This window comes from Pseudomonas sp. TE3899, assembly GCF_056279105.1.
Map to the genome: position 1 here is coordinate 5,773,632 of NZ_JBWBQR010000001.1, position 21,217 is coordinate 5,794,848.

General features: G+C 62.4%; 16 protein-coding genes. 5 read left to right on the plus strand and 11 right to left on the minus strand.

Features of this window, described 5'->3' with window-relative positions; translation table 11 throughout:
* The first annotated feature begins 255 nt into the window (after positions 1 to 255).
* The gene (locus ACZ89E_RS26245) at positions 256 to 1,365 is read left to right on the plus strand and encodes a DUF3182 family protein (protein WP_476256699.1); all 1,110 of its coding nucleotides are present in this window, start codon (positions 256 to 258) and stop codon (positions 1,363 to 1,365) included.
* Positions 1,355 to 2,113 (plus strand): alpha/beta hydrolase family protein, encoded by a 759-nt coding sequence (locus tag ACZ89E_RS26250; RefSeq protein ID WP_476256700.1) that lies wholly within the window; start codon positions 1,355 to 1,357, stop codon positions 2,111 to 2,113. Before ACZ89E_RS26245 ends, ACZ89E_RS26250 begins: the two co-directional genes overlap by 11 nt.
* A 136-nt stretch (positions 2,114 to 2,249) precedes the next feature.
* On the opposite strand, the gene ACZ89E_RS26255 is transcribed toward ACZ89E_RS26250, so the two are convergent.
* From ACZ89E_RS26255 to ACZ89E_RS26275, 5 genes are all read right to left on the minus strand, one after another.
* Positions 2,250 to 3,236, minus strand: coding sequence for a lysylphosphatidylglycerol synthase domain-containing protein (locus tag ACZ89E_RS26255; RefSeq protein WP_149660962.1), 987 nt, complete (start codon positions 3,234 to 3,236; stop codon positions 2,250 to 2,252).
* On the minus strand, positions 3,223 to 4,515 hold the full coding sequence (clsB, locus tag ACZ89E_RS26260; RefSeq protein WP_476256701.1) for a cardiolipin synthase ClsB: 1,293 nt from the start codon (positions 4,513 to 4,515) through the stop codon (positions 3,223 to 3,225). The genes ACZ89E_RS26255 and clsB overlap by 14 nt, the downstream gene beginning before the upstream one ends.
* Positions 4,512 to 5,309, minus strand: coding sequence for an endonuclease/exonuclease/phosphatase family protein (locus ACZ89E_RS26265; protein ID WP_463258609.1), 798 nt, complete (start codon positions 5,307 to 5,309; stop codon positions 4,512 to 4,514). The genes clsB and ACZ89E_RS26265 overlap by 4 nt, the downstream gene beginning before the upstream one ends.
* Positions 5,306 to 6,232 carry a DUF72 domain-containing protein gene (locus ACZ89E_RS26270; RefSeq protein WP_476256702.1) on the minus strand — a complete coding sequence of 309 codons (927 nt, stop codon included), beginning with the start codon at positions 6,230 to 6,232 and terminating at the stop codon, positions 5,306 to 5,308. The genes ACZ89E_RS26265 and ACZ89E_RS26270 overlap by 4 nt, the downstream gene beginning before the upstream one ends.
* Before the next feature lie 177 nt (positions 6,233 to 6,409).
* Positions 6,410 to 7,612 carry an MFS transporter gene (locus tag ACZ89E_RS26275; RefSeq protein ID WP_463258608.1) on the minus strand — a complete coding sequence of 401 codons (1,203 nt, stop codon included), beginning with the start codon at positions 7,610 to 7,612 and terminating at the stop codon, positions 6,410 to 6,412.
* A gap of 372 nt (positions 7,613 to 7,984) precedes the next feature.
* Between ACZ89E_RS26275 and ACZ89E_RS26280 the strand changes: the two genes are divergently transcribed.
* Entirely contained in the window at positions 7,985 to 10,105 is a 2,121-nt protein-coding gene (locus tag ACZ89E_RS26280) for a mechanosensitive ion channel family protein (RefSeq protein ID WP_476256703.1), read from the plus strand.
* Positions 10,106 to 10,237: 132 nt separating this feature from the next.
* Here ACZ89E_RS26280 and ACZ89E_RS26285 read toward each other — a convergent pair whose 3' ends face one another.
* Positions 10,238 to 14,557, minus strand: a complete 4,320-nt coding sequence (locus ACZ89E_RS26285) for a DEAD/DEAH box helicase (RefSeq protein WP_476256704.1) — start codon at positions 14,555 to 14,557, stop codon at positions 10,238 to 10,240.
* A gap of 346 nt (positions 14,558 to 14,903) precedes the next feature.
* Between ACZ89E_RS26285 and ACZ89E_RS26290 the strand changes: the two genes are divergently transcribed.
* Both ACZ89E_RS26290 and ACZ89E_RS26295 read left to right on the plus strand, forming a co-directional pair.
* Positions 14,904 to 15,788: a sugar nucleotide-binding protein gene (locus ACZ89E_RS26290; RefSeq protein ID WP_149660955.1), complete on the plus strand. Its 885-nt coding sequence runs from the start codon at positions 14,904 to 14,906 to the stop codon at positions 15,786 to 15,788.
* Positions 15,781 to 16,710: an NAD-dependent epimerase/dehydratase family protein gene (locus ACZ89E_RS26295; RefSeq protein ID WP_463258605.1), complete on the plus strand. Its 930-nt coding sequence runs from the start codon at positions 15,781 to 15,783 to the stop codon at positions 16,708 to 16,710. Before ACZ89E_RS26290 ends, ACZ89E_RS26295 begins: the two co-directional genes overlap by 8 nt.
* Positions 16,711 to 16,941: 231 nt before the next feature.
* Here ACZ89E_RS26295 and ACZ89E_RS26300 read toward each other — a convergent pair whose 3' ends face one another.
* The 5 genes from ACZ89E_RS26300 to ACZ89E_RS26320 form a co-directional block, all read right to left on the minus strand.
* Positions 16,942 to 17,640, minus strand: a complete 699-nt coding sequence (locus tag ACZ89E_RS26300) for an OmpW/AlkL family protein (RefSeq protein WP_149660953.1) — start codon at positions 17,638 to 17,640, stop codon at positions 16,942 to 16,944.
* 247 nt (positions 17,641 to 17,887) lie between these two features.
* Positions 17,888 to 18,400 (minus strand): DUF3299 domain-containing protein, encoded by a 513-nt coding sequence (locus ACZ89E_RS26305; protein ID WP_463258604.1) that lies wholly within the window; start codon positions 18,398 to 18,400, stop codon positions 17,888 to 17,890.
* Positions 18,401 to 18,411: 11 nt separating this feature from the next.
* The gene (locus tag ACZ89E_RS26310; RefSeq protein WP_149660951.1) at positions 18,412 to 19,677 is read right to left on the minus strand and encodes an ABC transporter permease; all 1,266 of its coding nucleotides are present in this window, start codon (positions 19,675 to 19,677) and stop codon (positions 18,412 to 18,414) included.
* A gap of 1 nt (position 19,678) precedes the next feature.
* Positions 19,679 to 20,389, minus strand: a complete 711-nt coding sequence (locus tag ACZ89E_RS26315; RefSeq protein WP_149660950.1) for an ABC transporter ATP-binding protein — start codon at positions 20,387 to 20,389, stop codon at positions 19,679 to 19,681.
* Between the two features lie 136 nt (positions 20,390 to 20,525).
* Positions 20,526 to 21,104: a DUF2796 domain-containing protein gene (locus ACZ89E_RS26320; protein WP_476256705.1), complete on the minus strand. Its 579-nt coding sequence runs from the start codon at positions 21,102 to 21,104 to the stop codon at positions 20,526 to 20,528.
* Positions 21,105 to 21,217 lie beyond the last annotated feature (113 nt).

A 21,217-nucleotide genomic window follows, 5' to 3' on the forward strand; every position in this document is an offset into this window, starting at 1 on the left:
GCTTGCTCGCGAAAGCGTCGGAACATCCAACATCGATCTGCCTGACAGGCCGTCATCGCGAGCAAGCTATGCTCCTACAGAGGAGCGTCGTGCAAAATGCCGGGGCCCGGGAGCAGGTCGTGCAGAATAAACGGGCTCAATGCCACCACGGCTGGAGCAAATGACTGATCTCAAAGTCATTTCCAACCGGCCACCGTTGGCCTGATCTCTGCACCATCAAGCCACACTCATCAAGCGCAGATTGAAGGGGGACGCATGACCCCAACAAACCGCAAAAAACTGGTCGTCGCTCATTCCGTGCGGCCTGAAGCCCCGCTGCACGAGGTCGAAACCAATCGAGCGCTGGCCCGTTGGCTGGCGCAGATCCTCGGGCTCAAATACGGCGGCAGCTACGACCCCGAATTGCACAACGGCCGAGACCTGTACCTGTTGCCGACCCAGACGTTGGTCGGCGCCGCCGCTGCGCTTAAGTTTGGCGTCAAGGGGCCGGAAGATCTGTGGGGCGGTTATGTCGACTACGACTTTATCTGCACCAAAGCCATCAGCCACGGTTTGCTCAACCGCGATGCATTCGCCCCCGAAGGCTGGTCGCCACTGTTTTCCGAGCGGGTGCGCAGTGTGGTGCTCGACGGTCTTAGCGTGTTTTCCCTGGAGGATGCGCGGCCGGCGGCGGAGCACTTGCTCTACAGCGGCCCGATCCGCCTCAAACCGATTCATGCCTGCGCCGGGCGCGGCCAGGAAGTGATCAAGAGCCTCGACCAGTTCGATGCCATCCTCGCCCGCCCCGACGCCGAGCAATTGTTCACCGAAGGCGTGGTGCTGGAGCAGGACCTCGACCAGGTCATCACCCACAGCGTTGGCCAGACGTTTATCGGCGACAAAGTGCTGAGTTACTGCGGTGATCAATACTTGACCGAAGACGGGCAGGGCGAGCAGGTTTATGGAGGCTCCAATCTGCTGGTGGTCCAGGGTTACTACGAGGACCTGCTGGAACTGGAATTGCCCGAGGATGTGCGCCTGGCGATTCAGCAAGCCCAGGTGTTCGACAGCGCGGCGGACGAGGCTTACCCCGGTTTTTATGCGTCACGGCGCAACTACGACATCGCCCAGGGCCTGGACAGCAACGGCAAACAGCGCAGCGGCGTGCTCGAACAATCCTGGCGCATGGGCGGTGCCAGCAGCGCCGAAATCGCGGCGTTGCAAAGCTTCGTCAACGATCCGGGGATGCGCGCGATTCGTGTGTCGTCGGTGGAAACCTACATCGAGCAGCCGCTGCCGGCGGACGCCATCGAGGTCTATCGTGGCCCGGCGCAAGACAGTGACTTTCTTCTCAAGTACGTAACGGTCAAATCCTATGACGGCTAGAAGCGAAACCATTGAAATCGACATCGACGGCGAACAGATGACCGGGCATTTCCTCAGCCCCAAATCGAAAGTCCCGGGCGTGTTGTTTGTGCACGGCTGGGGCGGCAGTCAGGAACGGGATCTGGAACGGGCCAAAGGCATCGCCGGCCTCGGTTGTGTCTGCCTGACCTTCGATCTGCGCGGGCATACCGGCGGCACCGGCATTGCGTTGTCCCAGGTGACCCGGGAAGACAATTTGCGCGACTTGCTGGCGGCGTACGATCGCCTGCTCGCGCATCCGGCCCTCGATACTTCGGCGATTGCGGTGGTCGGCACCAGTTATGGCGGTTACCTGGCGGCGATTCTCACGTCCTTGCGTCCGGTGCGCTGGCTGGCGCTGCGGGTCCCGGCGCTGTACCGCGACGAGCAGTGGCACACACCCAAGCGCGAACTGGACAAGGTGGATTTGCTCGATTACCGCAGCACGCTAGTACATGCCGCGAACAATCGGGCACTGCATGCCTGCGCGGCGTTTACCGGGGATGTGTTGCTGGTGGAATCGGAGACGGATGACCACATTCCCCATGCGACGATCATGAGCTACCGGGCGGCGTGCCAGCAGACCCATTCGTTGACCCACCGCATCATCGACGGTGCCGATCACGCGTTGACCGACCCGATTGCACAGCAGGCCTACACCTCGACCCTCGTGGACTGGATCACGGAAATGGTGGTGGGTGAGCGGTTGAGCATTATTCAGTCCAGTTGAGTTTGCGGTGTTCTTGAGACCATTCGCGGGCAAGCCTCGCTCCTACAGGGGATGTGTCGTTCGCGAAATCCCATTCACCACGAGCCCGTAGGAGCGAGGCTTGCCCGCGAAGGCGTCTTCCGCATCACCGCTAATCTCAAGAAGGTTTCTTCGAAATCCGCAATGATTTGGCCTTCGCCTCCACCACCAGGTACATCACCAACGCAATCAACAGCGGCAAGATGAAATAAATCGCCCGATACGCCAGCAACCCCGCCACCAGACTGCCCCGCGACACCTCATGTTGCAGCAACGCCACAAACACCGCTTCCAGCACCCCGAGCCCCGCCGGAATGTGGGTGATGACCCCGGCAATCGCGCTGATCAGCAACACTCCCAGCACCAGCGGATAGTCGAGCTTGCTCGGCAGCAGGGTGAAAATCACCGCCGCCATCAACGACCAGTTCAACGCCCCGAGCGCCAGTTGCAGCACCGCCATGCGCAGCGACGGCAAGTCGATTTCCACCCCGCGAATCGCCCACTCCCGGCGCTTGGAAAACTGACACGCCGCCAGATACCCCGCGCTCAGCAGCAGCAACACCACCCCGACGATTTGCAACGCATCGCTGCTCAGCTTCCAGCCCGGCGGCATCCTCACCAGCCCGCTGCTGAAGATCGCGCCGGCAATCAACATGTAGCCAATCCAGTTGGTGGCCAGGCTCAGCCCGAGGATTTTCGCGATGTTGCTTTTGCTCACGCCGAGGCGCGAATACAGGCGATAACGCATGGCGATGCCGCCGACCCACGCGCTCAGATTCAGGTTGAAGGCGTAGCTGATGATCCCCACCGGCAGGATCTGCTTCCAGGTCAGGTCCTGGCGGATGTAGGTGCGGCCGATCAGATCGAAGCAGGCGTAAACCAGGAAACTCAGCAGCGTCACGCCAGACGCAATGATCAGCGTGCGTACCTTGAAATCCGCCAGTGTGTCGAACACCTCGTTCCATTCCAGGCGCTGGGCGAGCATGGTCAACAGCACGATCAGCGCCAGGAAAAACAGCATCGTCAGCGGTTTTTTCCAGCGGCTCCAGCGGGATTTTGCCGGGCTGTCGGCCTGGGCGACGGAGGGGGCATCAGCGCGGCTCATGGTGGTCGCTCCCGGTCGGATGAGTGAAAGGTTTGAGCCGTGGCTTGTGCGCCGGCAGCCAACCGGCCCACGCCGGGAAATGGCGCAGGAAGTGGAACACCAGGAAGCCCACGGTCATGTGCCAGACCCGCCCGCGCGGTGCCTTGTCCGGGGACATGGCCTTGCAGTGGTGATTGCTCAGCTCTTCCAGGCGTTCGAATAACTCGCGGTTGAAGGTCCGGTCGCGGATCAACACGTTGGCTTCCAGGTTCATCGACAGGCTCAACGGGTCGAGGTTGCTCGAACCGACGGTGCTCCAGTCCTCGTCCACCAGCGCCACTTTGCCGTGCAACGGGCGGTCGCAATATTCGTAGATCCGCACCCCGGCCTTGAGCAAATAGTCATAGGTCATGCGCGCCGCCAGCTTGGCCACCAGCATGTCCGGCTGGCCTTGCAGGATCAGCCGCACATCCACACCCCGGCGCGCGGCGTTGCGGATCTCGCGCAACAGGCGATAACCGGGGAAGAAGTAGGCGTTGGCGATCACCACCCGGCGTTGGGCGCTACGCAGAGCCAGGCGATAAACCTCCTCGATGTCGGTGCGATGGTCGTTGTTGTCGCGGTACACCAGCCGCACCTGGCCGTCATGGTCGCTGAACGCCAGTTCCGAACGTCGTTGCCGACGGCGCTGCCACCAGTATTTGGCCCGGGCCGGACGGCCGCTTTGCAGCAGCGCGAAGTGATGAATGTCCGCCACTGCCGGGCCTTGGACTTCAACGGAATAATCCTGCTTGGCCTCCGGGCCGAAGTCCGCCAGGTGATCGCCGGAAAAATTGATCCCGCCGATAAACGCGATGGTGCCGTCGACCACCACGATCTTGCGGTGCAGGCGCCGGAACCAGTTAGTGCGAAAGCCTAAATGCTTGGGCGCCGGGTCAAACATCTGGATGTGCACGCCGGCCTCGTTCAGCGCCGCGAGATACCCCGTGCTCAGTTCGCCGCAGCCAAAACCGTCGAGGCTGATGGTCACCCGCACGCCACGCCGGGCCGCGTCCATCAGGATCTGCTGCAACTCGGTGCCGACCTTGTCCTCCCACAGGATGAAGGTCTCCAGGAGGATTTCACTCTTGGCTTCGCGCAACACCTCAAACACCCGGGGGAAATACGCTTCGCCGTTTTCCAGCAACTCGACCCGGTTGTTGCCGTGCCAGGCGTATTCCACGTCGGCCGCTGCCGGCTCGCCCAGTGGCGGCGCGGCGATGTGTTCCACGGCGGCTTTTTCCATCGATGGATTGTTCATAGCTCGATCTCCACCGACAGCGGTGCATGGTCGGAAAGGTGGGACCAGGGCCGCGCCGCCAATACTTGCGGGCGGCTGGCCTTGAGGTTGCGTACGTAGATGCGGTCCAGGCGCAACGTCGGCCAGCGCGCCGGAAAACTGCGCGCCGGTTTGCCGTGGTGTTCGGCGAAAACCTCGCGCAAACCACAGGGTTTGAGCAAGGCATCGGCACGCTGGCGCCAGTCGTTGAAATCGCCCGCGACAATCACCGGCGCATCGCTCGGCAGTTCTTCCAGGCGTTCGGCCAGCAACTTGAGTTGTTCCGTGCGATGGCTTTCCCGCAGCCCGAGGTGCACACAAATCGCGTGCACTTCCTGGCCGTCACCGGGCAGGCGCAGTACGCAATGCAGCAGGCCACGGTTCTCATGGCCGCTGATGGACACGTCGAGGTTGTCGTGGCGGATGATCTGGAATTTCGACAGCAACGCATTGCCGTGATCGCCCGCCGGGTACACCGCGTTGCGGCCATAGGCGAACTGCGGCCACAGGGTGTCGGCGAGGAATTCGTATTGCGGCATGGTCGGCCAATTGCTGTAGCGCTGGGGATGCTGCTCGTGGGTGCCGTGGACTTCCTGCAAAAACACCACGTCGGCGGAGACACTGCGCACCGCTTCGCGCAGCTCGGGCAGGATGAAGCGTCGGTTGAGCGCGGTGAAACCCTTGTGGGTGTTGACCGTCAGCACGGTAAAGCTGCGCACTGCTGTGATCACGGTTTGCTGCTCGTCGGTGCCGCCTATCGGTTCGGAAAGGCTCATGACAGCACCCCTTCGGCGGCGGGCTCGCCGGGGCGGGTGGCGAGCTCTTTATCGAGATGGAAGCGTTCCAGCAGGCGGCGTGCATCGAAAGGTGCGCGGACCTTGATGTCGTTATCGAAATAGCAGAACACTTCCCGGGATTTGCGCACCTTGGGTTTCTGTCGTGGCGCGATCAACTGCGGGTCGGTGGGTTGTTGACCGTGGTTCCACGCCTCGATCCGCTCGCCCCAACGCTTCAGCGCCTGGGGCGTGTAGCCGCTGGCGTAGAGTGCTTCGGCACCGTGCAGGCGCAGGTAGACGAAATCGCTGGTGAGGTCTTCGCGGTACGGCCATTTGCCGGCGGTGTCGGCGATCACCAGGGCGGTGTTGTAGCGGCGCAGCAGACGGGTGAAGGCCGGGTCGACGAAGCTCTCGTGACGAATTTCCACGGCGTGGCGCAACGGTTTTTTGCCGTGGGCCTTGAGGCTGGCGTGGCCGTGCAGATGCGAATCATGCTGGCGGGCGAGGGCGGCGGCCTGTTCGGTGGTGTGGGGCAGTTGTTCGAGGAAGTGTTCAAACAGTTCGGCGTCGAATTTGAAGCTGGGCGGGAATTGCCAGAGGATCGGGCCGAGCTTGTCCTTGAGCTCCAGCACCCCGGAGGCGAAGAAATTCGCTAGGGGTGTATGGATGTCCCGCAAGCGGCGGATGTGGGTGATGAAACGCGGGGCCTTGACGCTGAAGACGAAGCCCGACGGGGTTTCGTCGTACCACTGCAGATAGCGTTCGGGCCGTTGCAGGGCGTAGAACGATCCATTGATTTCGATGCTGTTGACCGCCCGTGAGGCGAATTGCAATTCGCGCTTGTGGGTCAGGCCTTTTGGATAGAAGCCCCCGCGCCACGGCGTGTAGCGCCAGCCGGAAATACCAATGTGAATCGCCGCCATGTGTCCCTCCCGTCGTTTGCCCGCCATTTCTGGATGACTGTCGGGCAAACGAGAAAGTTTCCGTGGGACTACGGACGGTACACACGCAACGCATCACACCTGTAGGAGCAACGCTTGCTCGCGATAGCGGTCTATCAGTCACATCAAAGCCGGATGTGCCGCCGTCATCGCAAACGGTCAGTGCCCGGCGACAACCCGCGTCGAGCTCTCGGCATACACCGGCCCCAACCGATCAAGACGACCACTCCACATGGTCAACGCCAGGGCCACCAACACCACCAGCCCGCCTATCCACGCCGTGTGAATCAGCCCCATGTGCGCGACGATCAACCCGCCACCCCACGCCCCCCCGGCAATCCCGAGGTTAAACGCTGCAATGTTCAGCCCCGAGGCCACATCCACCGCCTGCGGGGTGTGATGCTCGGCCTGACGCACCACGTAAACCTGCAAGCCCGGCACGTTGCCGAACGCCACCGCACCCCAGACCAGCACGGTGGCCAGGGCCAGCCATGGATTGCCGGCGGTGAAGGTCAACACGAACAACACGGCAGCGAGCAGGGCGAAGATGATTTTCAGGGCGCTGATCGGGCCGCGTTTGTCCGCCAGTTTGCCGCCCCAGATGTTACCGACCGCCACCGAGATGCCGTACACCAGCAACACCAGGCTGACGGTGCTGGCGCTGAAACCCGAGATGTCCTGAAGAATCGGTGCCAGGAAGGTAAACGCAATGAACGAGCCGCCGTAACCGACCGCCGTCATGGCATACACCAGCAGCAGGCGCGGTTGTTTGAGCACCTGCAATTGCTGCAACAGCGACGCGGGTTTGCTGTGGGCGATGTTTTTCGGCACGTAGATCAGGCTGCCGATAAACGCGATCACACCCAGGGCCGACACGGCGAGGAAGGTTTCACGCCAGCCGAAATGCTGACCGATAAACGTCCCCAACGGCACACCGGTGACCAACGCCACGGTCAGGCCCGTGAACATGATTGCAATCGCGCTGGCGGCTTTTTCCTTTGGCACCAGGCTGGTGGCGATGGTCGAGCCAATCGAGAAAAACACCCCGTGGGCCAGGCCGGTGACGATCCGCGCAATGATCAGCGATTCGTAGCTTGGGGCTTTCCAGGCCAGCAGGTTGCCGAGGGTGAACAGCACCATCAGCGACAACAGCAGCAATTTGCGCGGGACTTTGCCGGTGAGGGCAGTCAGCACCGGCGCGCCGATGGCCACACCCAGGGCGTAGAGGCTGACCAGCAGGCCGGCGGACGGCAGGCTGACCCCGAGGTCGGCGCCGATGGTGGGTAACAGGCCAACGATGACGAACTCGGTCGTCCCGATGGCGAAGGCGCTGAGGGTCAGCGCGAGCAAGGCAATGGGCATGACTGCAACTCCGGTGGGTTATTTGATGGAGCGCAGTGTCGGGGTTTGGGTTATGCGGAAAAATAGAGGGCTGGGCATTTGATATTTGCGTGCGGGTCAAATATCACCAAGAACGGTGATGACCTGTGGCGAGGGGGCTTGCCCCCGTTCGGCTGCGAAGCAGTCGTAAACCCGGCAAACGCGGTATACCTGAAGAACAAGGTCGGAAGGTTTTAGGGCCGCTTCGCAGCCCAACGGGGGCAAGCCCCCTCGCCACAGAGGGTGTTCCACGCCACAGAGAGCCTCTGGGCTGGTTATCTCGCGGCCAAAACCGAACTTGCCGGGCATTTGCCGATCAGTTCCTTACAGACCCTTCGCAAGGAGCTCCGCGTTTTGTTCAAGTTCAAGACCGCGATACTACTGGGGGCGTTGCTGATTCTGGGGAGCAGCGAGCTGGAAGCCGTGACGCTGCCGGGTGTTCCCGCCGCCACTGAAGAGGCCGCAAAACCTGAGCCGCTGGTCCAGGGCGGCTTGCTCGGGGCCATCAGTTCCAGCATCGACGACGTGCAGGACAAACTCGAGCTCAACGACAACCTGGTCGACGCCTGGCGCCTGCGGGCGGATCGGGCGGCCGATGAAGTCGACAAACTGGTCAACCAGCCCTCGGCTCGATCCGGCTGGAGCGTGGCCGGCGATTTCCTGATGTTGTCCGGCATCTGGCTCGGCACCTTTGCCTTGCTCACGGTGCTCGGCGGGATTGCCGCCAAGCGCTTGAGCCTCGGCCATTGGTTGCGCACCCGGCAACGCAGCCAGGACCTGCTCGGCTACTTGTTGCCCTACACTTTGCCCGCTATCGCCTCGCTGCCACTCACGCTGTACGTCAGCCACTTCATGCAGGCCTCGGCCGGTCGGGCGCTGGCGCTGTGTTTTGCTTACGCCACCAGCAGCGGCATTTTCTCGACCTCGATGCTGCTCTGCGTGATTGTCATGTTCAACACCGGCCACAAGCGCCCGGCGGTACAGATCATCCGTGACTACTGCCCCAAACCGCTGTTTCTGATCGGCTTCCTCGCGGCACTCAGCGATGCGTTGACCAGCCCCCAGATCGCTCGACAACTGGGCGGCAATATCACCAGCAGCGTCGCGGTGTTCACCGGGTTGTTTGCCTCGATCATCTTCGGTTATCTGGTCATCCGTCTGCGCCGGCCGGTGGCGCATCTGATCCGCAACCGCCCCTTGCCCCAACGCATCAAACAACCCTCGCTGCAGGAATCCCTGCGAATCTTTTCCGGGCTCTGGTACTGGCCGATCCTGTTGATGGTGATGGTCTCGGCGATCAACCTGATCGGCGTCGGCGAGGACAATCAAAAAGCCCTGCGCTGCGCGTTGTTCACCACGATATTGCTGATCGCCACGGTGTTCCTGAGCACGATTTTCCAGCACCTGTTCAAATCCCGGAAAGTCGAAAGATTCCAGCGCAGCAGCGCCTACAAGGACCGCTTTCTCAGCTTGTTGCACGCCTTGTTGCGCATCGTCATGGCCGTGGCGTTCATCGAGATCCTTGGACGGATCTGGGGCATTTCGCTATTCGAGTTCGCCGAGCAGAATTCGGTGGGGCGTGCGATCAGCAACTCGCTGAGCAGCATCGGGTTGATCTTCCTCGTGACCTGGCTGCTGTGGGTGGTGCTCGACACGGCGATTCAGGAAGCGCTGAAACCACCGGTCAGTAAACGCTCGGCGCGCCAGCCCAGTACTCGAGTCAAAACCATCCTGCCGCTGCTGCGCAACGCGATAAAAATCATCCTGGTGGTGATTTGCGCGATCACCACCATGGCCAACCTGGGGATCAACGTGGCACCGCTGCTGGCCGGTGCCGGGGTGGTCGGCCTGGCCATCGGTTTTGGTTCCCAGCAGTTGGTGCAGGACGTGATCACCGGGCTGTTCATCATCATCGAAGACACCCTGTCGATCGGCGACTGGGTGGTGCTCGACTCCGGCCACGCCGGTACGGTCGAAGGCCTGACCATCCGCACCTTGCGCCTGCGCGACGGCAAGGGTTTCGTGCACTCGGTGCCATTCGGGCAGATCAAGGCGGTGACCAACCAATCGCGGCAATTTGCCTATGCGTTTTTCTCGGTGCAGTTCACCTACGACACGGATGTGGACAAGGCCATCGAGCTGATTCGCGAGGCGGGGGATTCGATCCGCGACGACGCGTTTCTCAAGTACAACCTGCAAGGGCCGCTGGATGTGTTTGGCGTCGACAAAATGGACCTCAATGGCGTGGTGCTGACGGCGCAGTTCCGCACGGTGTCCGGCGGGCAATATGCGGTGAGCCGGGCGTTTAACCAGCGGCTGAAAAAGCTTGTGGATAACAGCCCGTGGGTGCACTTCGCGCAGACTTATCCACAGCAGGTGTTGATGCCTCGGCATGGCGTGGTTGAAGCGCAAGAGGAGGGACCGGCGCCGGAGCATTCGGCGGTGTTGTTGCCGGATCAGCCGCGCACCCAGTGACGATCGTTCTTACGGGTCGCATGAGAATGGTCAAACACAATCCCCTGTAGGAGCGAGGCTTGCCCGCGAAGGCGATCTGTCAGTCAACATCTCTATTGGCTGTGATGGCCTCTTCGCGGGCAAGCCTCGCTCCTACAGGTAATGGTGTCTGGTCAGCTTATTGTGTAATTCAGCACTGGCCTGCTGATCCAACTCCACCCAAGTAACCTGTTTGCCGGCAATCTCTGCTGCAGCCGGCAACCCATCCCGATACACCAACCGATTACTCGCCAGCGCCGGCACTTTCGCCCCCGGCAACAACGTCCCGGCCAGGTTCAGCGGATCCACCCCGCACACCGCCACCAGGCTCCCGTCATGGGGCCGGCGCCGCACTTCCCGCAGCAGGGGAATCGCCTCGGGCAGCGCAAATTGTTCACCGGCCAGGCCACTGACAAACCGCCCGCCCCGAATCTCCCCCCGGGCCTCCAGCCGATGGAAGGTACGCAGTAATTCGCGCCAACTCGGCAGCCAGTCCGCCTCCCGTTCCAGCAAACGCCAAAACACCACGCCATAACGGCGCAGCAAGGTCATGGCGATGTGTTCCAGGGTGTCGGCGGGCGTCGGCACCGGGCGTTTGTTATCCACAACCACCGGCGGTGGCCCGCGTCGCAGCAAGGCCCAGCGTCCGGCATCGTCCATGCCGCCGACAAACGCCCCGCGCCCGCGCCGACTGCTGCGTTGCTGGCGTTTGCTCGCCGGCGTGATCAGCGCGCGCAGCCCGGCGAAGCTGTCGGCGTTCACCAACCCGGCGCCCACCAGTTCCTGCAAGGCGATTTCCAGTTCCGTGCGCAGCAGGTGCGCTTCGTGAATCAGCTCATCGAAAAACAACGCGCCGTGCTGGCTCAGGGCTTCGAAGACTTTTTGCGTCTTGGGCGAGAGTTCGCTGACTGGCGTTTGCTCGGTCAAGCCGCTCCACAACCCGACCTGGCTACGGGGCAACAGCACAATCGGTGTGCTGCGCAGCGCCGTGCTCGTGTTGCGCGCGGTCAGGCGTGTCCACACCAGTTTGCCGCTACGGCACAGGTCATCCAGCCAACTCGCCGAGTAGTCCTTGAGCCGCGCCGGCAGGAGGTCGCTGTCCCATGCCGACGCGGCGGCGGGATAGCCTTCGAACTGGCTGACAATCGACGGCAACACAGCGCTGCCCTGACCTTGGGTCGCCGGGGACAGGTGCTGCCAGTCGAACAGGAAACGCATGAAATCCTGCAACGCCACCGGTTCGATTTCCCGGCGCAGACGCTTGACCGTGTAGCGATGAATCCGCGCCAGCAGATGCCGCTCGCACCATTCGTCCTGATCAATGCCCGGCGTGAACTGACCGCGCAGCACGTAACCTTCGCGCTCCAGGTGCGCCAGGGTTTGAGTGACTTGAATCGCCGGTAAGCCCAGCGGCTCGGCAATCGCCTTCAACGGTAACGGGCCAAACGCGCTGAGCCGTGCGCGGATCACTTCCAGCACCGCTTCGTCGGCGTCCCAGGCTTCATCGAAACCGGGCAATGCTTCCAGTGGCGGCAGCCAAATCCCCTGTGGATAAATCGCCCGCAGGCAGGTTAGCCGTTCCAGCGCCAGCCACAACGATTGCTCCGGGTTGATCTGCAAGCGGCTGGCGCGACCGCTCTCGGCAAGGGTGCTCAGCCATTCCAGCCAATGCGGGTTGGCCCGGGCCTCGGCATCGCTGATGCACGCCAGGCTCATCAACGCCTCATGCATTTCATCCACACCTGTGGGCGCGGGCCAGGCTTCGTCGCGTACCGCTTGAATCGCTTCGGCATCCAGTGCGCCGAGGTCGTCGGTGGATTGCGGATCGGTCCAGCGCCGATTGAGCACGGCTTGGGTGCGGCGTTCTTCCAGCGGCGCGTCGTCGAGAAAGGTGTAAGGCCGGGCGCTGAGAATTTCTGCCGCCAGCGGCGAGGGCGCCGGCAGGTCGCGGCTGATCAGGCGGACATCGCCGCTTTCCATGCGCCGCAGCAGCGCCAGCCAGCCCTCGGTGTCCATCGCTTCGTGCAGGCAATCGTCGAGGGTTTGTTCCACCAGTGGATGCTCGGGCACCTCGCGCTCGCCGGCGAGGTTTTCCACACAGGCGATCTGGTCGGGGAACACGCTGGCGATCAGGTCTTCGCTTTTCATGCGCTGGATTTGCGGCGCGACTTTGCGCCCGCCGGTGTAACGCGGCAGTGCCAGGGCGACCCCGGCATTCCAGCGCCAGCGCACTCCGAACAGCGGCGCTTCGAGCACGGCTTGAATCAGGATGTGCTCGGCGCTGTTGCTGTGCAGATAGCGCCAGACATCATCGAGTTCAAAGCTGTGGCTGGTGGACAACGACAACACGATCGCGTCCTCGCTGGCGGCGGCCTGCAATTCGAAGTTGAAGGTGCGGCAGAAGCGCTTGCGCAGGGCCAGGCCCCAGGCGCGGTTGATGCGACTGCCAAACGGCGTGTGGATGATCAGTTGGGTGCCGCCGGACTCGTCGAAAAACCGCTCCATCAGCAACGTGTCTTGTGAGGGCAAAGCACCGAGGGTCAGGCGGGCGCGGGCGAGGTAATCCACCAGTTGCTCGGCGCTGGCGAGGTTCAGGCCCAGGGTGTCGGTCAGCCAGTCAATCGCAGGCTGCAAGTTGCCGGGTGTGGCGCCGAGCAGTTCATCGAGTTGCGCTTGCAGGCGCGCCACTGCAAACGACAGTTCCGCGCTGCGCCCCGGCGCTTCGCCGAGCCAGAACGGAATGGTCGGCGGCTGGCCCTGGGCGTCTTCGACGCGGACCTTGCCGGTGTCGACCCGCAGGATGCGATACGAGGTGTTGCCGAGTTGGAACACGTCGCCGGCAATGCTTTCCACGGCGAAGTCTTCGTTGACGCTGCCGATGTTCAGCCCTTGGGGTTCCAGCAACACGCTGTAGTCGGCGTTGTCGGGGATGGTGCCGCCGCTGGTCACGGCCGTCAGCTTGGCACCGCGGCGACCGCGCAGGGTACGACTTACGGCGTCGCGATGCAGATAAGCGCTACGGATGCCCTGGCGACCGTTGTAGCCCTCGGCGAGCATCTGCAGCAGCGCCTGATAGTGTTTTTCGTCGAGGTTGGCGTAGGGCGAAGCCTGGCGGAACAGCGCCAGCAGCGCATCTTCCTGCCATTCCTGGCAACTGACTTCGGCGATGATTTGTTGGGCCAGCACGTCCAGCGGCGCGACCGGGATCAGCAAGGTGTCGAGTTCGCCCCGGCGCACGCAGTCGAGCAGGGCGGTGCATTCGATCAGATCGTCGCGGGTGGTGGCGAACAAACGACCCTTGGGCGTGCCGCCGACCTGGTGCCCGGAGCGGCCGACCCGTTGCAGGAACCCGGCAATCGAACGCGGCGAGGCGATCTGGCAGACCAGATCGACATCGCCGATATCGATCCCCAATTCCAGTGACGCCGTGGCGATCAGCACTTGCAGGTCACCGCGCTTGAGCCGTTGTTCGGCGTCGAGGCGAAATTCCTTGGCCAGGCTGCCGTGGTGCGCGGCCACCGTTTCTTTACCCAGGCGTTCGCTCAGGTGCCGGCTCAGGCGTTCGGCCAGACGCCGGGTGTTGACGAAAATCAGCGTGGTGCGATGTTCACGGGCGAGGACGGCGAGGCGGTCGTAGACCAGTTCCCACACGTCATTGGCCATCACCGCCGACAGCGGCACGGGCGGCACTTCGATGTCGAGATCTCGCGGGCGGGCGTGGCCGATGTCGATGATGGCGCACTCGCGATCACGGCCGACCAGGAAACGTGACACCGCTTCGATGGGCTTTTGCGTGGCGGACAGGCCGATGCGCATCAGCGGTTCGGGGCACAGCGCCTGTAACCGTTCGAGGCTCAACGCCAAGTGGCTGCCACGTTTACTGGCGGCGATGGCATGGATTTCATCGACGATCACCGTGCGCGTGGTGCCGAGCATTTTGCGCCCGGAGTCGGAACCGAGCAGCACGTAAAGGGATTCCGGGGTGGTCACCAGGATGTGCGGCGCGGTCTTGCGCATCGCCGAGCGGTCTTTTTGCGGCGTGTCGCCGGTGCGCACAGCGGTGTTGATCTGCAATTCGGGCAGGCCCATGACGCGCAATTGCTCGGTGATCCCGGCCAGCGGGGTTTGCAGGTTGATCTGGATGTCGTTGGATAACGCCTTGAGCGGCGAAACGTAGACCACCAGGGTTTCGTCCGGCAGATGGCCGCCGTTCTCCAGGCCTTGGTGAAACAGGTCATCCAGCACGGCGAGGAACGCGGTGAGGGTTTTGCCGGAACCGGTGGGCGCGGCAATCAACGTCGAGCGGCGCTGGCGAATCAACGGCCACGCCCGAGCCTGGGCGGCAGTCACCGTCGGGAAGGTGTTGCGGAACCAGGCGCTGACGGCGGGGTGGAAGCCGGCCAGGGCGCTGTCGGCGGGGATGGGCAGGTTCATGGGGTAAGTTATGCGGGTGGGGTGGGGAAGATGCAAGTCTTGAAAGCCGACCGGTACTACTGTGGCGAGGGGGCTTGCCCCCGTTCGGCTGCGAAGCAGTCGTGAAATTGAACGACGCGGTGTGTCATTAAAAACCGGGAGGCCGGTTTTGGGGCCGCTTCGCAGCCCAACGGGGGCAAGCCCCCTCGCCACAAGGGCCGCGACAAAATCCGGGGATCTACACTTTACGGATGACGGTTGCGCACTAAACCCGCAAAATGCAACGATTCCGGCAACTATCGACGGCATTGCCTGCGGGCGCTGTCGATTAAGCCATTGTTTCAATCAGACTGGGCCTGCTGACTCTATGCGAATGCGCCTTATGTTACTGGGCGGCGGAAATGCCCTTGGGCAGGCGCTGATTCGCCTCGGTGCGGAGGAAGACATCGGCTTCCTCGCCCCCCGCCCACCACAAGACGGCTGGGATGCCGCGAGCCTGACGCAACTGCTCGACGACACCCGCCCGGACGCGCTGATCAACCTCGCCTACTACTTCGACTGGTTCCAGGCGGAGACCGTCAGCGAGCAGCGTCTGGCCGGGCAGGAGCGGGCGGTCGAGCGCCTGGCCGAATTGTGCCAGCACCACAACATCGTGCTGCTGCAGCCGTCGAGCTATCGCGTCTTCGACGGTTCGCGTGCTACCGCCTACAGCGAAAAAGACGAGCCGGTGCCCCTGGGCCTGCGCGGTCAGGCCTTGTGGCGGATCGAGCAAAGCGTACGCGCCACCTGTCCGCAACATGTGTTGTTGCGTTTCGGCTGGTTGCTCGATGACAGCGCCGACGGCATCCTCGGGCGCTTCCTCGCCCGGGCCGAAACCCCGGAAGAATTGCTGATGGCCGACGACCGCCGGGGCAATCCGACGCCCGTGGACGACGCGGCCCGGGTGATCATTTCGGTGCTCAAGCAACTCGATTGTGCGGCGCCGCTGTGGGGCACCTACCATTACGCCGGACATGAGGCGACCACGCCGCTTGCATTGGGGCAGGCGATCATCACCGAAGCACGCAACCTGCACGAGCTGGCCATCGAAGCACCGACCGCCCAGGCCCACGCCGCGCGGCCCGATGCTGCCGAAGAGCCGCAACACGCGGTGCTGGCCTGCAAGAAAATTCTGCACACCTTCGGGATCAAGCCCCGCGCCTGGCGCGCGGCACTCCCGGGCTTACTGGATAGGTTCTATCGCCATGGCTGACGGCCCAGTTTTAATCACCGGCGGCGCCGGTTTCATCGGCTCGCACCTCACCGACGCCTTGCTCGCCAAGGGCCACGCGGTGCGCATCCTCGATGACCTGTCCACCGGCAAGCGCAGCAACCTGCCGCTGGACAACCCCAAGGTCGAGCTGATTGTCGGCGACGTCGCCGATGCGGCATTGGTCGCGCGCTCGATGCTCGGTTGCAGCGCCGTGGCGCACCTGGCGGCCGTGGCCTCGGTGCAGGCGTCGGTGGACGATCCGGTCAAGACCCATCAGAGCAATTTCATCGGCACCCTGAATGTCTGCGAGGCCATGCGCCAGGCCGGCGTCAAGCGGGTGCTGTTCGCCTCCAGCGCGGCGGTGTACGGCAACAACGGCGAAGGCGAGTCGATTGACGAAGACACCGCCAAGGCGCCGCTGACGCCTTACGCCTCGGACAAACTGGCCGGCGAGTATTACTTTGATTTCTACCGCCGCCAGCATGGCCTGGAGCCGGTGGTGTTCCGCTTCTTCAACATCTTCGGCCCGCGCCAGGACCCGTCCTCGCCGTACTCCGGGGTGATCAGCATCTTCAGCGAACGTGCGCAGAAAGGTTTGCCGATCACCGTGTTTGGTGACGGCGAGCAGACCCGGGATTTTGTCTACGTCGAGGATTTGGTGGATTTGCTGGTGCAGGCGATCGAGAAACCGCAGATCGAAGTCGGCGCGGTGAACGTTGGCTGGAATCAGGCAACGACCCTCAAGCAGATGCTCGAAGCGCTGTCCCAAGTGGTGGGTGAATTGCCGCCAGTGAGCTACGGCCCGGCGCGGTCTGGTGATATCCGTCACTCGCGGGCCAATAATCGGCGCTTGCTGGAGCGGTTTACCTACCCTGAACAGACGCCGATGAGCGTTGGTTTGGCGCGGTTGCTGGGACGCTGAGTTTTTCGCCGCCATGAAAAAGGCGCCTTTCGAGGCGCCTTTTTTGTGGCTGGCATTTTAGCTCAGGTTGACTCAATCCCTGTGGCGAGGGAGCTTGCTCCCGCTCGGCTGCGCAGCAGTCGCAACCCAGTGAACGCGGTGTGCCAGATGAATCGCGGTCGCAGGTTTTGGGTCTGCTGCGCAGCCCAGCGGGAGCAAGCTCCCTCGCCACAAAAGCAATTCAGGTCTTTCTTAGAACTTGTAACCCAGGCCCACCATGTAGATGAACGGATCCACATCCACATTGACCTTGGCCCGAGTACCCGGCGCCACGGCGTTGTTTTCCACGGTCGCGCGGGTGTCGATGTCGATGTAGCGCACCTGGGCGTTGAGCATGATGTTGTCGGTGATCATGTAGTCGGCGCCGACCTGGAACGCCATGCCCCAGGAGTTTTTCGCCTTGAAGTTGCTGAAGCCGTTGGCCTGGGCTTCGCTGCCGACGTGTTCGTCGTAGATCCAAGTGTAGTTGATACCGGCGCCAACGTAGGGCTGGAACACGGACTTGCCGTCCAGTGGGTAGTACACAACGCTCAAGGTCGGTGGCAGGTGTTTCAGGGTGCCGAGTTTGCCGTTGGCCGCGCCCAGGGCGGTGCCTTTGATCTTCACGTCGTGCTCAAACGGCGAGGCCGCGAGCAGCTCGATGCCCCAGTGGCTATCGATCATGTAAGCGAAGTTCAGACCCAGTTGCGTGTCGCTGCTCATGGTCGCCTTGCCACCCAGATTGGTACCCGCCAACGGGCCCTGGTCAACCTTGACGCTGGAGCTGTCAGCCTTCGGGTTGACGGTGATCGCACCGGCGCGAACGATGATGTCGCCGGCTTCGTGGGCGTGGGCGAGCGGGGCTGCGAGCGCGAGGGCAAACAGCGAGGCGCTGAGCAAGGACTTGTTCATGAGGGCTCCAAAGGACGTTAAAAATGTTCGATGTCCAATGGTAAAGAGCCATCTGATACGGTCTTTTGATTCAGCTCAATGAAACAGTGATGGGCCTGGTTTTTGTGGAACCTTTGCGGGCGCCTTCGCGGGCAAGCCTCGCTCCTACAAGGTTTGTGGCGTTCGCGGTATTGCGGCAAACACAAACCCTGTAGGAGCGAGGCTTGCCCGCGAAGGCGTCTTCACAAACAACACCGAACCCCCGGATTCACTCCGGCAATTCATACACATAAATCTTGTCCGCCTCCATCTGATACCCCGCATCCGCCAACTCGCTGCTGGACGCCTTGACCTGCAAAGCCCCCTCGATCCAGTACGGCTGATACAACTCATCCAGCTTCACCCCGACTTCGCTTTTCACATGCACGATCTGGTTCGATGGCGGTGGCGGCACGTGGATGCAGGCGCCGAAATACGGCACCAGCAGAAACTCCGTGGTGCGACCTTCTTCACTCACTTCCAGCGGCACGATGTAACCCGGCAAGCGGATGTTCTTGCCGTCGAGGCTTTTCACCACCGGTGCGTTGGGCAGGTCCTGCTTGGCGGCCGGGGCCGACTCCAGCGTGCTGCTCATTTGCGACAGGTCGTGCAGCGGCGTCATGTTCGGCACTTCCGCCGGGGCGTCCGGCGGGATCATTTCCGACCAGGTCAAATCCGCAGGTTCGGCCGCCCACAGCGGCAGGGCGACCAGCATCAACAGCGCGAGCAGAGCGCGGGGCATCTTTAACGTCCTCATAAACGGATCGACAGGCCATCGGCCAATGATTGGCGATACGCGCGCCAGGCCGGCACGCTGCCCATCAGCAGCGCGGCGATCAGGATGCCACCGAGCAGCGTCCATTCATATTCGCTCGGCCACGACAGCGGCAGGTACAAGCCGTAATTGGCCTGCACGTAACCCTGGGCGGCGGCGATGCACACATACAGCAGCGCCACGCCGGCAATCACCCCGGACAGCGCCAGGGCAAAGGCTTCCAGCACCAACAACGTCGCGATGTGCCACGGCCGCGCGCCCACCGAACGCAGGATCGCCATCTCGCGCCGCCGTTCATTGAGGCTGGTGAGAATCGCCGTGAGCATGCCGATCAACCCGGTCAACACCACGAACAACGAGACCACGAACAGGGCTTTTTCCGCCGTACTCATCAAACTCCACAGCTCTTGCAACGCCACGCCCGGCAGGATCGCCAGCATTGGCTCGCCACGGAATTCGTTGATCTCGCGTTGCACCGCGAATGTCGAAATCTTGCTGTTGAGGCCGAGCATGAACGCAGTGATCGCTTGCGGCGTCAGGTCCATGTTGCGCGCCTGATCGGCACTGATCCGGCCTTTGCCTTGTGCGGGCACGCCGTTGTGCCAGTCGATGTGGATCGCCTCCATGCCGCCGAGGCTGATGTGCAACGTGCGGTCCACCGGGGTGCCGGTGCGTTTGAGAATGCCGACCACGGTGAACGGTTTGTCGTCGTGCTTGACCAGGCTGATCACCGCCACACCGTGGGCCAGCACCAGTTTGTCGCCGAGTTTGTAGTGCAGCGCATCCGCCACTTCGGCGCCGAGCACCACTTCGAACGGGTCGGTGGCGAAGGCGCGGCCGTCGGCCAGTTCCAGGTGTTGTTGACGGCCGTACTGGTAGTGCTCGAAGTACGCCTCGGTGGTGCCCATCACCCGATAACCGCGATGGGAATCGCCGAGGGACATCGGGATCGCCCACTTCACTTTCGGGTTGTTGGCAAAGTGTTCGAAGCTGTCCCAGCGGATGTTGTTGGTGGCGTTGCCGATGCGAAATACCGAGTACAGCAGCAGGTTCACCGACCCGGAGCGGGCGCCGACGATCAGGTCGGTGCCGCTGATGGTGCTGGCAAAACTGGCCTTGGCCTCGGTGCGTACACGTTCAACGGCTAAAAGCAGGCACACCGACAGGGCGATGGCGAACGCGGTGAGGATCGCGGTGAAGCGGCGGTTAGCCAGGCTGGCCAGGGCTAGACGAAACAAATACATCTCAGACCTCGAACGGGGTGGCGGCGCGATTGAGCTCGGCCAGCGACAGGTTGCGGTCGAACAGTGGCGCGAGGCTCTGGTCATGGCTGACGAACAACAGGCTCGACCCGGCTTCGCGGCATTCGGCGAACAGCAGGCGAATGAAGTTCTCGCGGGCGTCGTAGTCCAGGGCCGAGGTCGGTTCGTCGGCGATCACCAGTTCCGGCTGACCGATCAACGCCCGCGCGGCGGCGACCCGTTGTTGCTGGCCGATGGACAGCGAGTCGGCGCGGCGACTGAGGATGCTTTCATCCTTCAAACCCAAATGCGCGAGCAGGGTCGCGGCGGCCTGGTCGACGCTGCCGTGGCGCTGTTTCGCCCGTTCGGCGCGCAATGTGGAGAAGTGGCAAGGCAACTCGACGTTCTCGCGTACCGAGAGAAACGGCAGCAAGTTGAACTGCTGGAAGATGTAGCCGGTGTGATCGACGCGAAAGCGGTCGCGAGCGCCGGCGCCGAGTTCGGTCAGTTCCTGGCCGAGCAAACGAATGCTGCCGCGATCGGGCTTCTGCACACCGCCGAGCAGACCGAGCAGGGTGGTCTTGCCGCTGCCGCTGGGACCTTTGAGGAACAGGGTTTCACCGGGCTCCAGGCGAAACGCCGGGATATCCAGCAGCGGTGGGTGACCGGGCCAACTGAAGCCCAGGTCGGACAGTTCGATGAGTGCTTGGGTCATGTGAAACCGGTCAGGTAATGAAGTGAACCCTTGTAGGAGCGAGGCTTGCCCGCGAAGGCGATCTATCCGTCGACATCTGTGTTGAATGTGACGGCGTCTTCGCGGGCAAGCCTCGCTCCTACAGGATCGGGGTGTATCAGAATTTCAGGGCCGCCGCCTTGGACGTCACTTCAACCCCTTGCTGGCCGCTCGGGCTGATCAGTTGTACCTGAATCTTCTGGGTCGCCGGGAAGGTGTTGAAGAGGTTCGCCAGATCCAGGGTCTTCAGCGCGCCGGGTGCCGAGCAACTGAATTGATAGTGGGCGTGGATTTCACTGTGGTCGTGGTGATGCTCGTGACCGTCCTTGTCCGCTTCATCGTGGTCATCGTGGTCATCCGGCTTGTCACCGAACAACGGGCTTTCCAGTTCCTGGGTCGCGACTTTGCAACCGGCGGCTTTCGGCAGGTTGAACAGCACCAGCGGATTTTCCAGTTTCACCTTGGCGGCGGCGACTTTGGCTTTATCGGCGTCGCTGGTGGCGACGTGTTCGAAGCCCACCAGATTCATCGCCGGGCTTTCCAGCTCCAGCTCCAACGTCTGACCGTCCAGCGCCGCATTCAAACGACCGACGCCATGTTCGTGGGCGCCTAGGCTGCCGTGTTCAGGTTCATTGGCCGCAAAGGCAGCGGCCAACGGCAACAGGGCAAACGGCAGAGCGAGCAGCAGACGACGCATGGCGGGTCTCCGGAAAGTAAAGTGAAAGGTTTGTTATGTAATCTTATAACGAAAGTGCGGAGAGTTTGACCGCCCGCTTTGCGATACACAAGACCCATGGGAGCATGCAGGTC

Coding starts and splice junctions, on each gene's coding strand:
- ACZ89E_RS26245 (WP_476256699.1), top strand. CDS start 256: ATGACCCCAACAAACCGCAAAAAACTGGTCGTCGCTCATTCCGTGCGG.
- ACZ89E_RS26250 (WP_476256700.1), top strand. CDS start 1,355: ATGACGGCTAGAAGCGAAACCATTGAAATCGACATCGACGGCGAACAG.
- ACZ89E_RS26255 (WP_149660962.1), bottom strand. CDS start 3,236: ATGAGCCGCGCTGATGCCCCCTCCGTCGCCCAGGCCGACAGCCCGGCA.
- clsB (WP_476256701.1), bottom strand. CDS start 4,515: ATGAACAATCCATCGATGGAAAAAGCCGCCGTGGAACACATCGCCGCG.
- ACZ89E_RS26265 (WP_463258609.1), bottom strand. CDS start 5,309: ATGAGCCTTTCCGAACCGATAGGCGGCACCGACGAGCAGCAAACCGTG.
- ACZ89E_RS26270 (WP_476256702.1), bottom strand. CDS start 6,232: ATGGCGGCGATTCACATTGGTATTTCCGGCTGGCGCTACACGCCGTGG.
- ACZ89E_RS26275 (WP_463258608.1), bottom strand. CDS start 7,612: ATGCCCATTGCCTTGCTCGCGCTGACCCTCAGCGCCTTCGCCATCGGG.
- ACZ89E_RS26285 (WP_476256704.1), bottom strand. CDS start 14,557: ATGAACCTGCCCATCCCCGCCGACAGCGCCCTGGCCGGCTTCCACCCC.
- ACZ89E_RS26290 (WP_149660955.1), top strand. CDS start 14,904: ATGCGAATGCGCCTTATGTTACTGGGCGGCGGAAATGCCCTTGGGCAG.
- ACZ89E_RS26295 (WP_463258605.1), top strand. CDS start 15,781: ATGGCTGACGGCCCAGTTTTAATCACCGGCGGCGCCGGTTTCATCGGC.
- ACZ89E_RS26300 (WP_149660953.1), bottom strand. CDS start 17,640: ATGAACAAGTCCTTGCTCAGCGCCTCGCTGTTTGCCCTCGCGCTCGCA.
- ACZ89E_RS26305 (WP_463258604.1), bottom strand. CDS start 18,400: ATGCCCCGCGCTCTGCTCGCGCTGTTGATGCTGGTCGCCCTGCCGCTG.
- ACZ89E_RS26310 (WP_149660951.1), bottom strand. CDS start 19,677: ATGTATTTGTTTCGTCTAGCCCTGGCCAGCCTGGCTAACCGCCGCTTC.
- ACZ89E_RS26315 (WP_149660950.1), bottom strand. CDS start 20,389: ATGACCCAAGCACTCATCGAACTGTCCGACCTGGGCTTCAGTTGGCCC.
- ACZ89E_RS26320 (WP_476256705.1), bottom strand. CDS start 21,104: ATGCGTCGTCTGCTGCTCGCTCTGCCGTTTGCCCTGTTGCCGTTGGCC.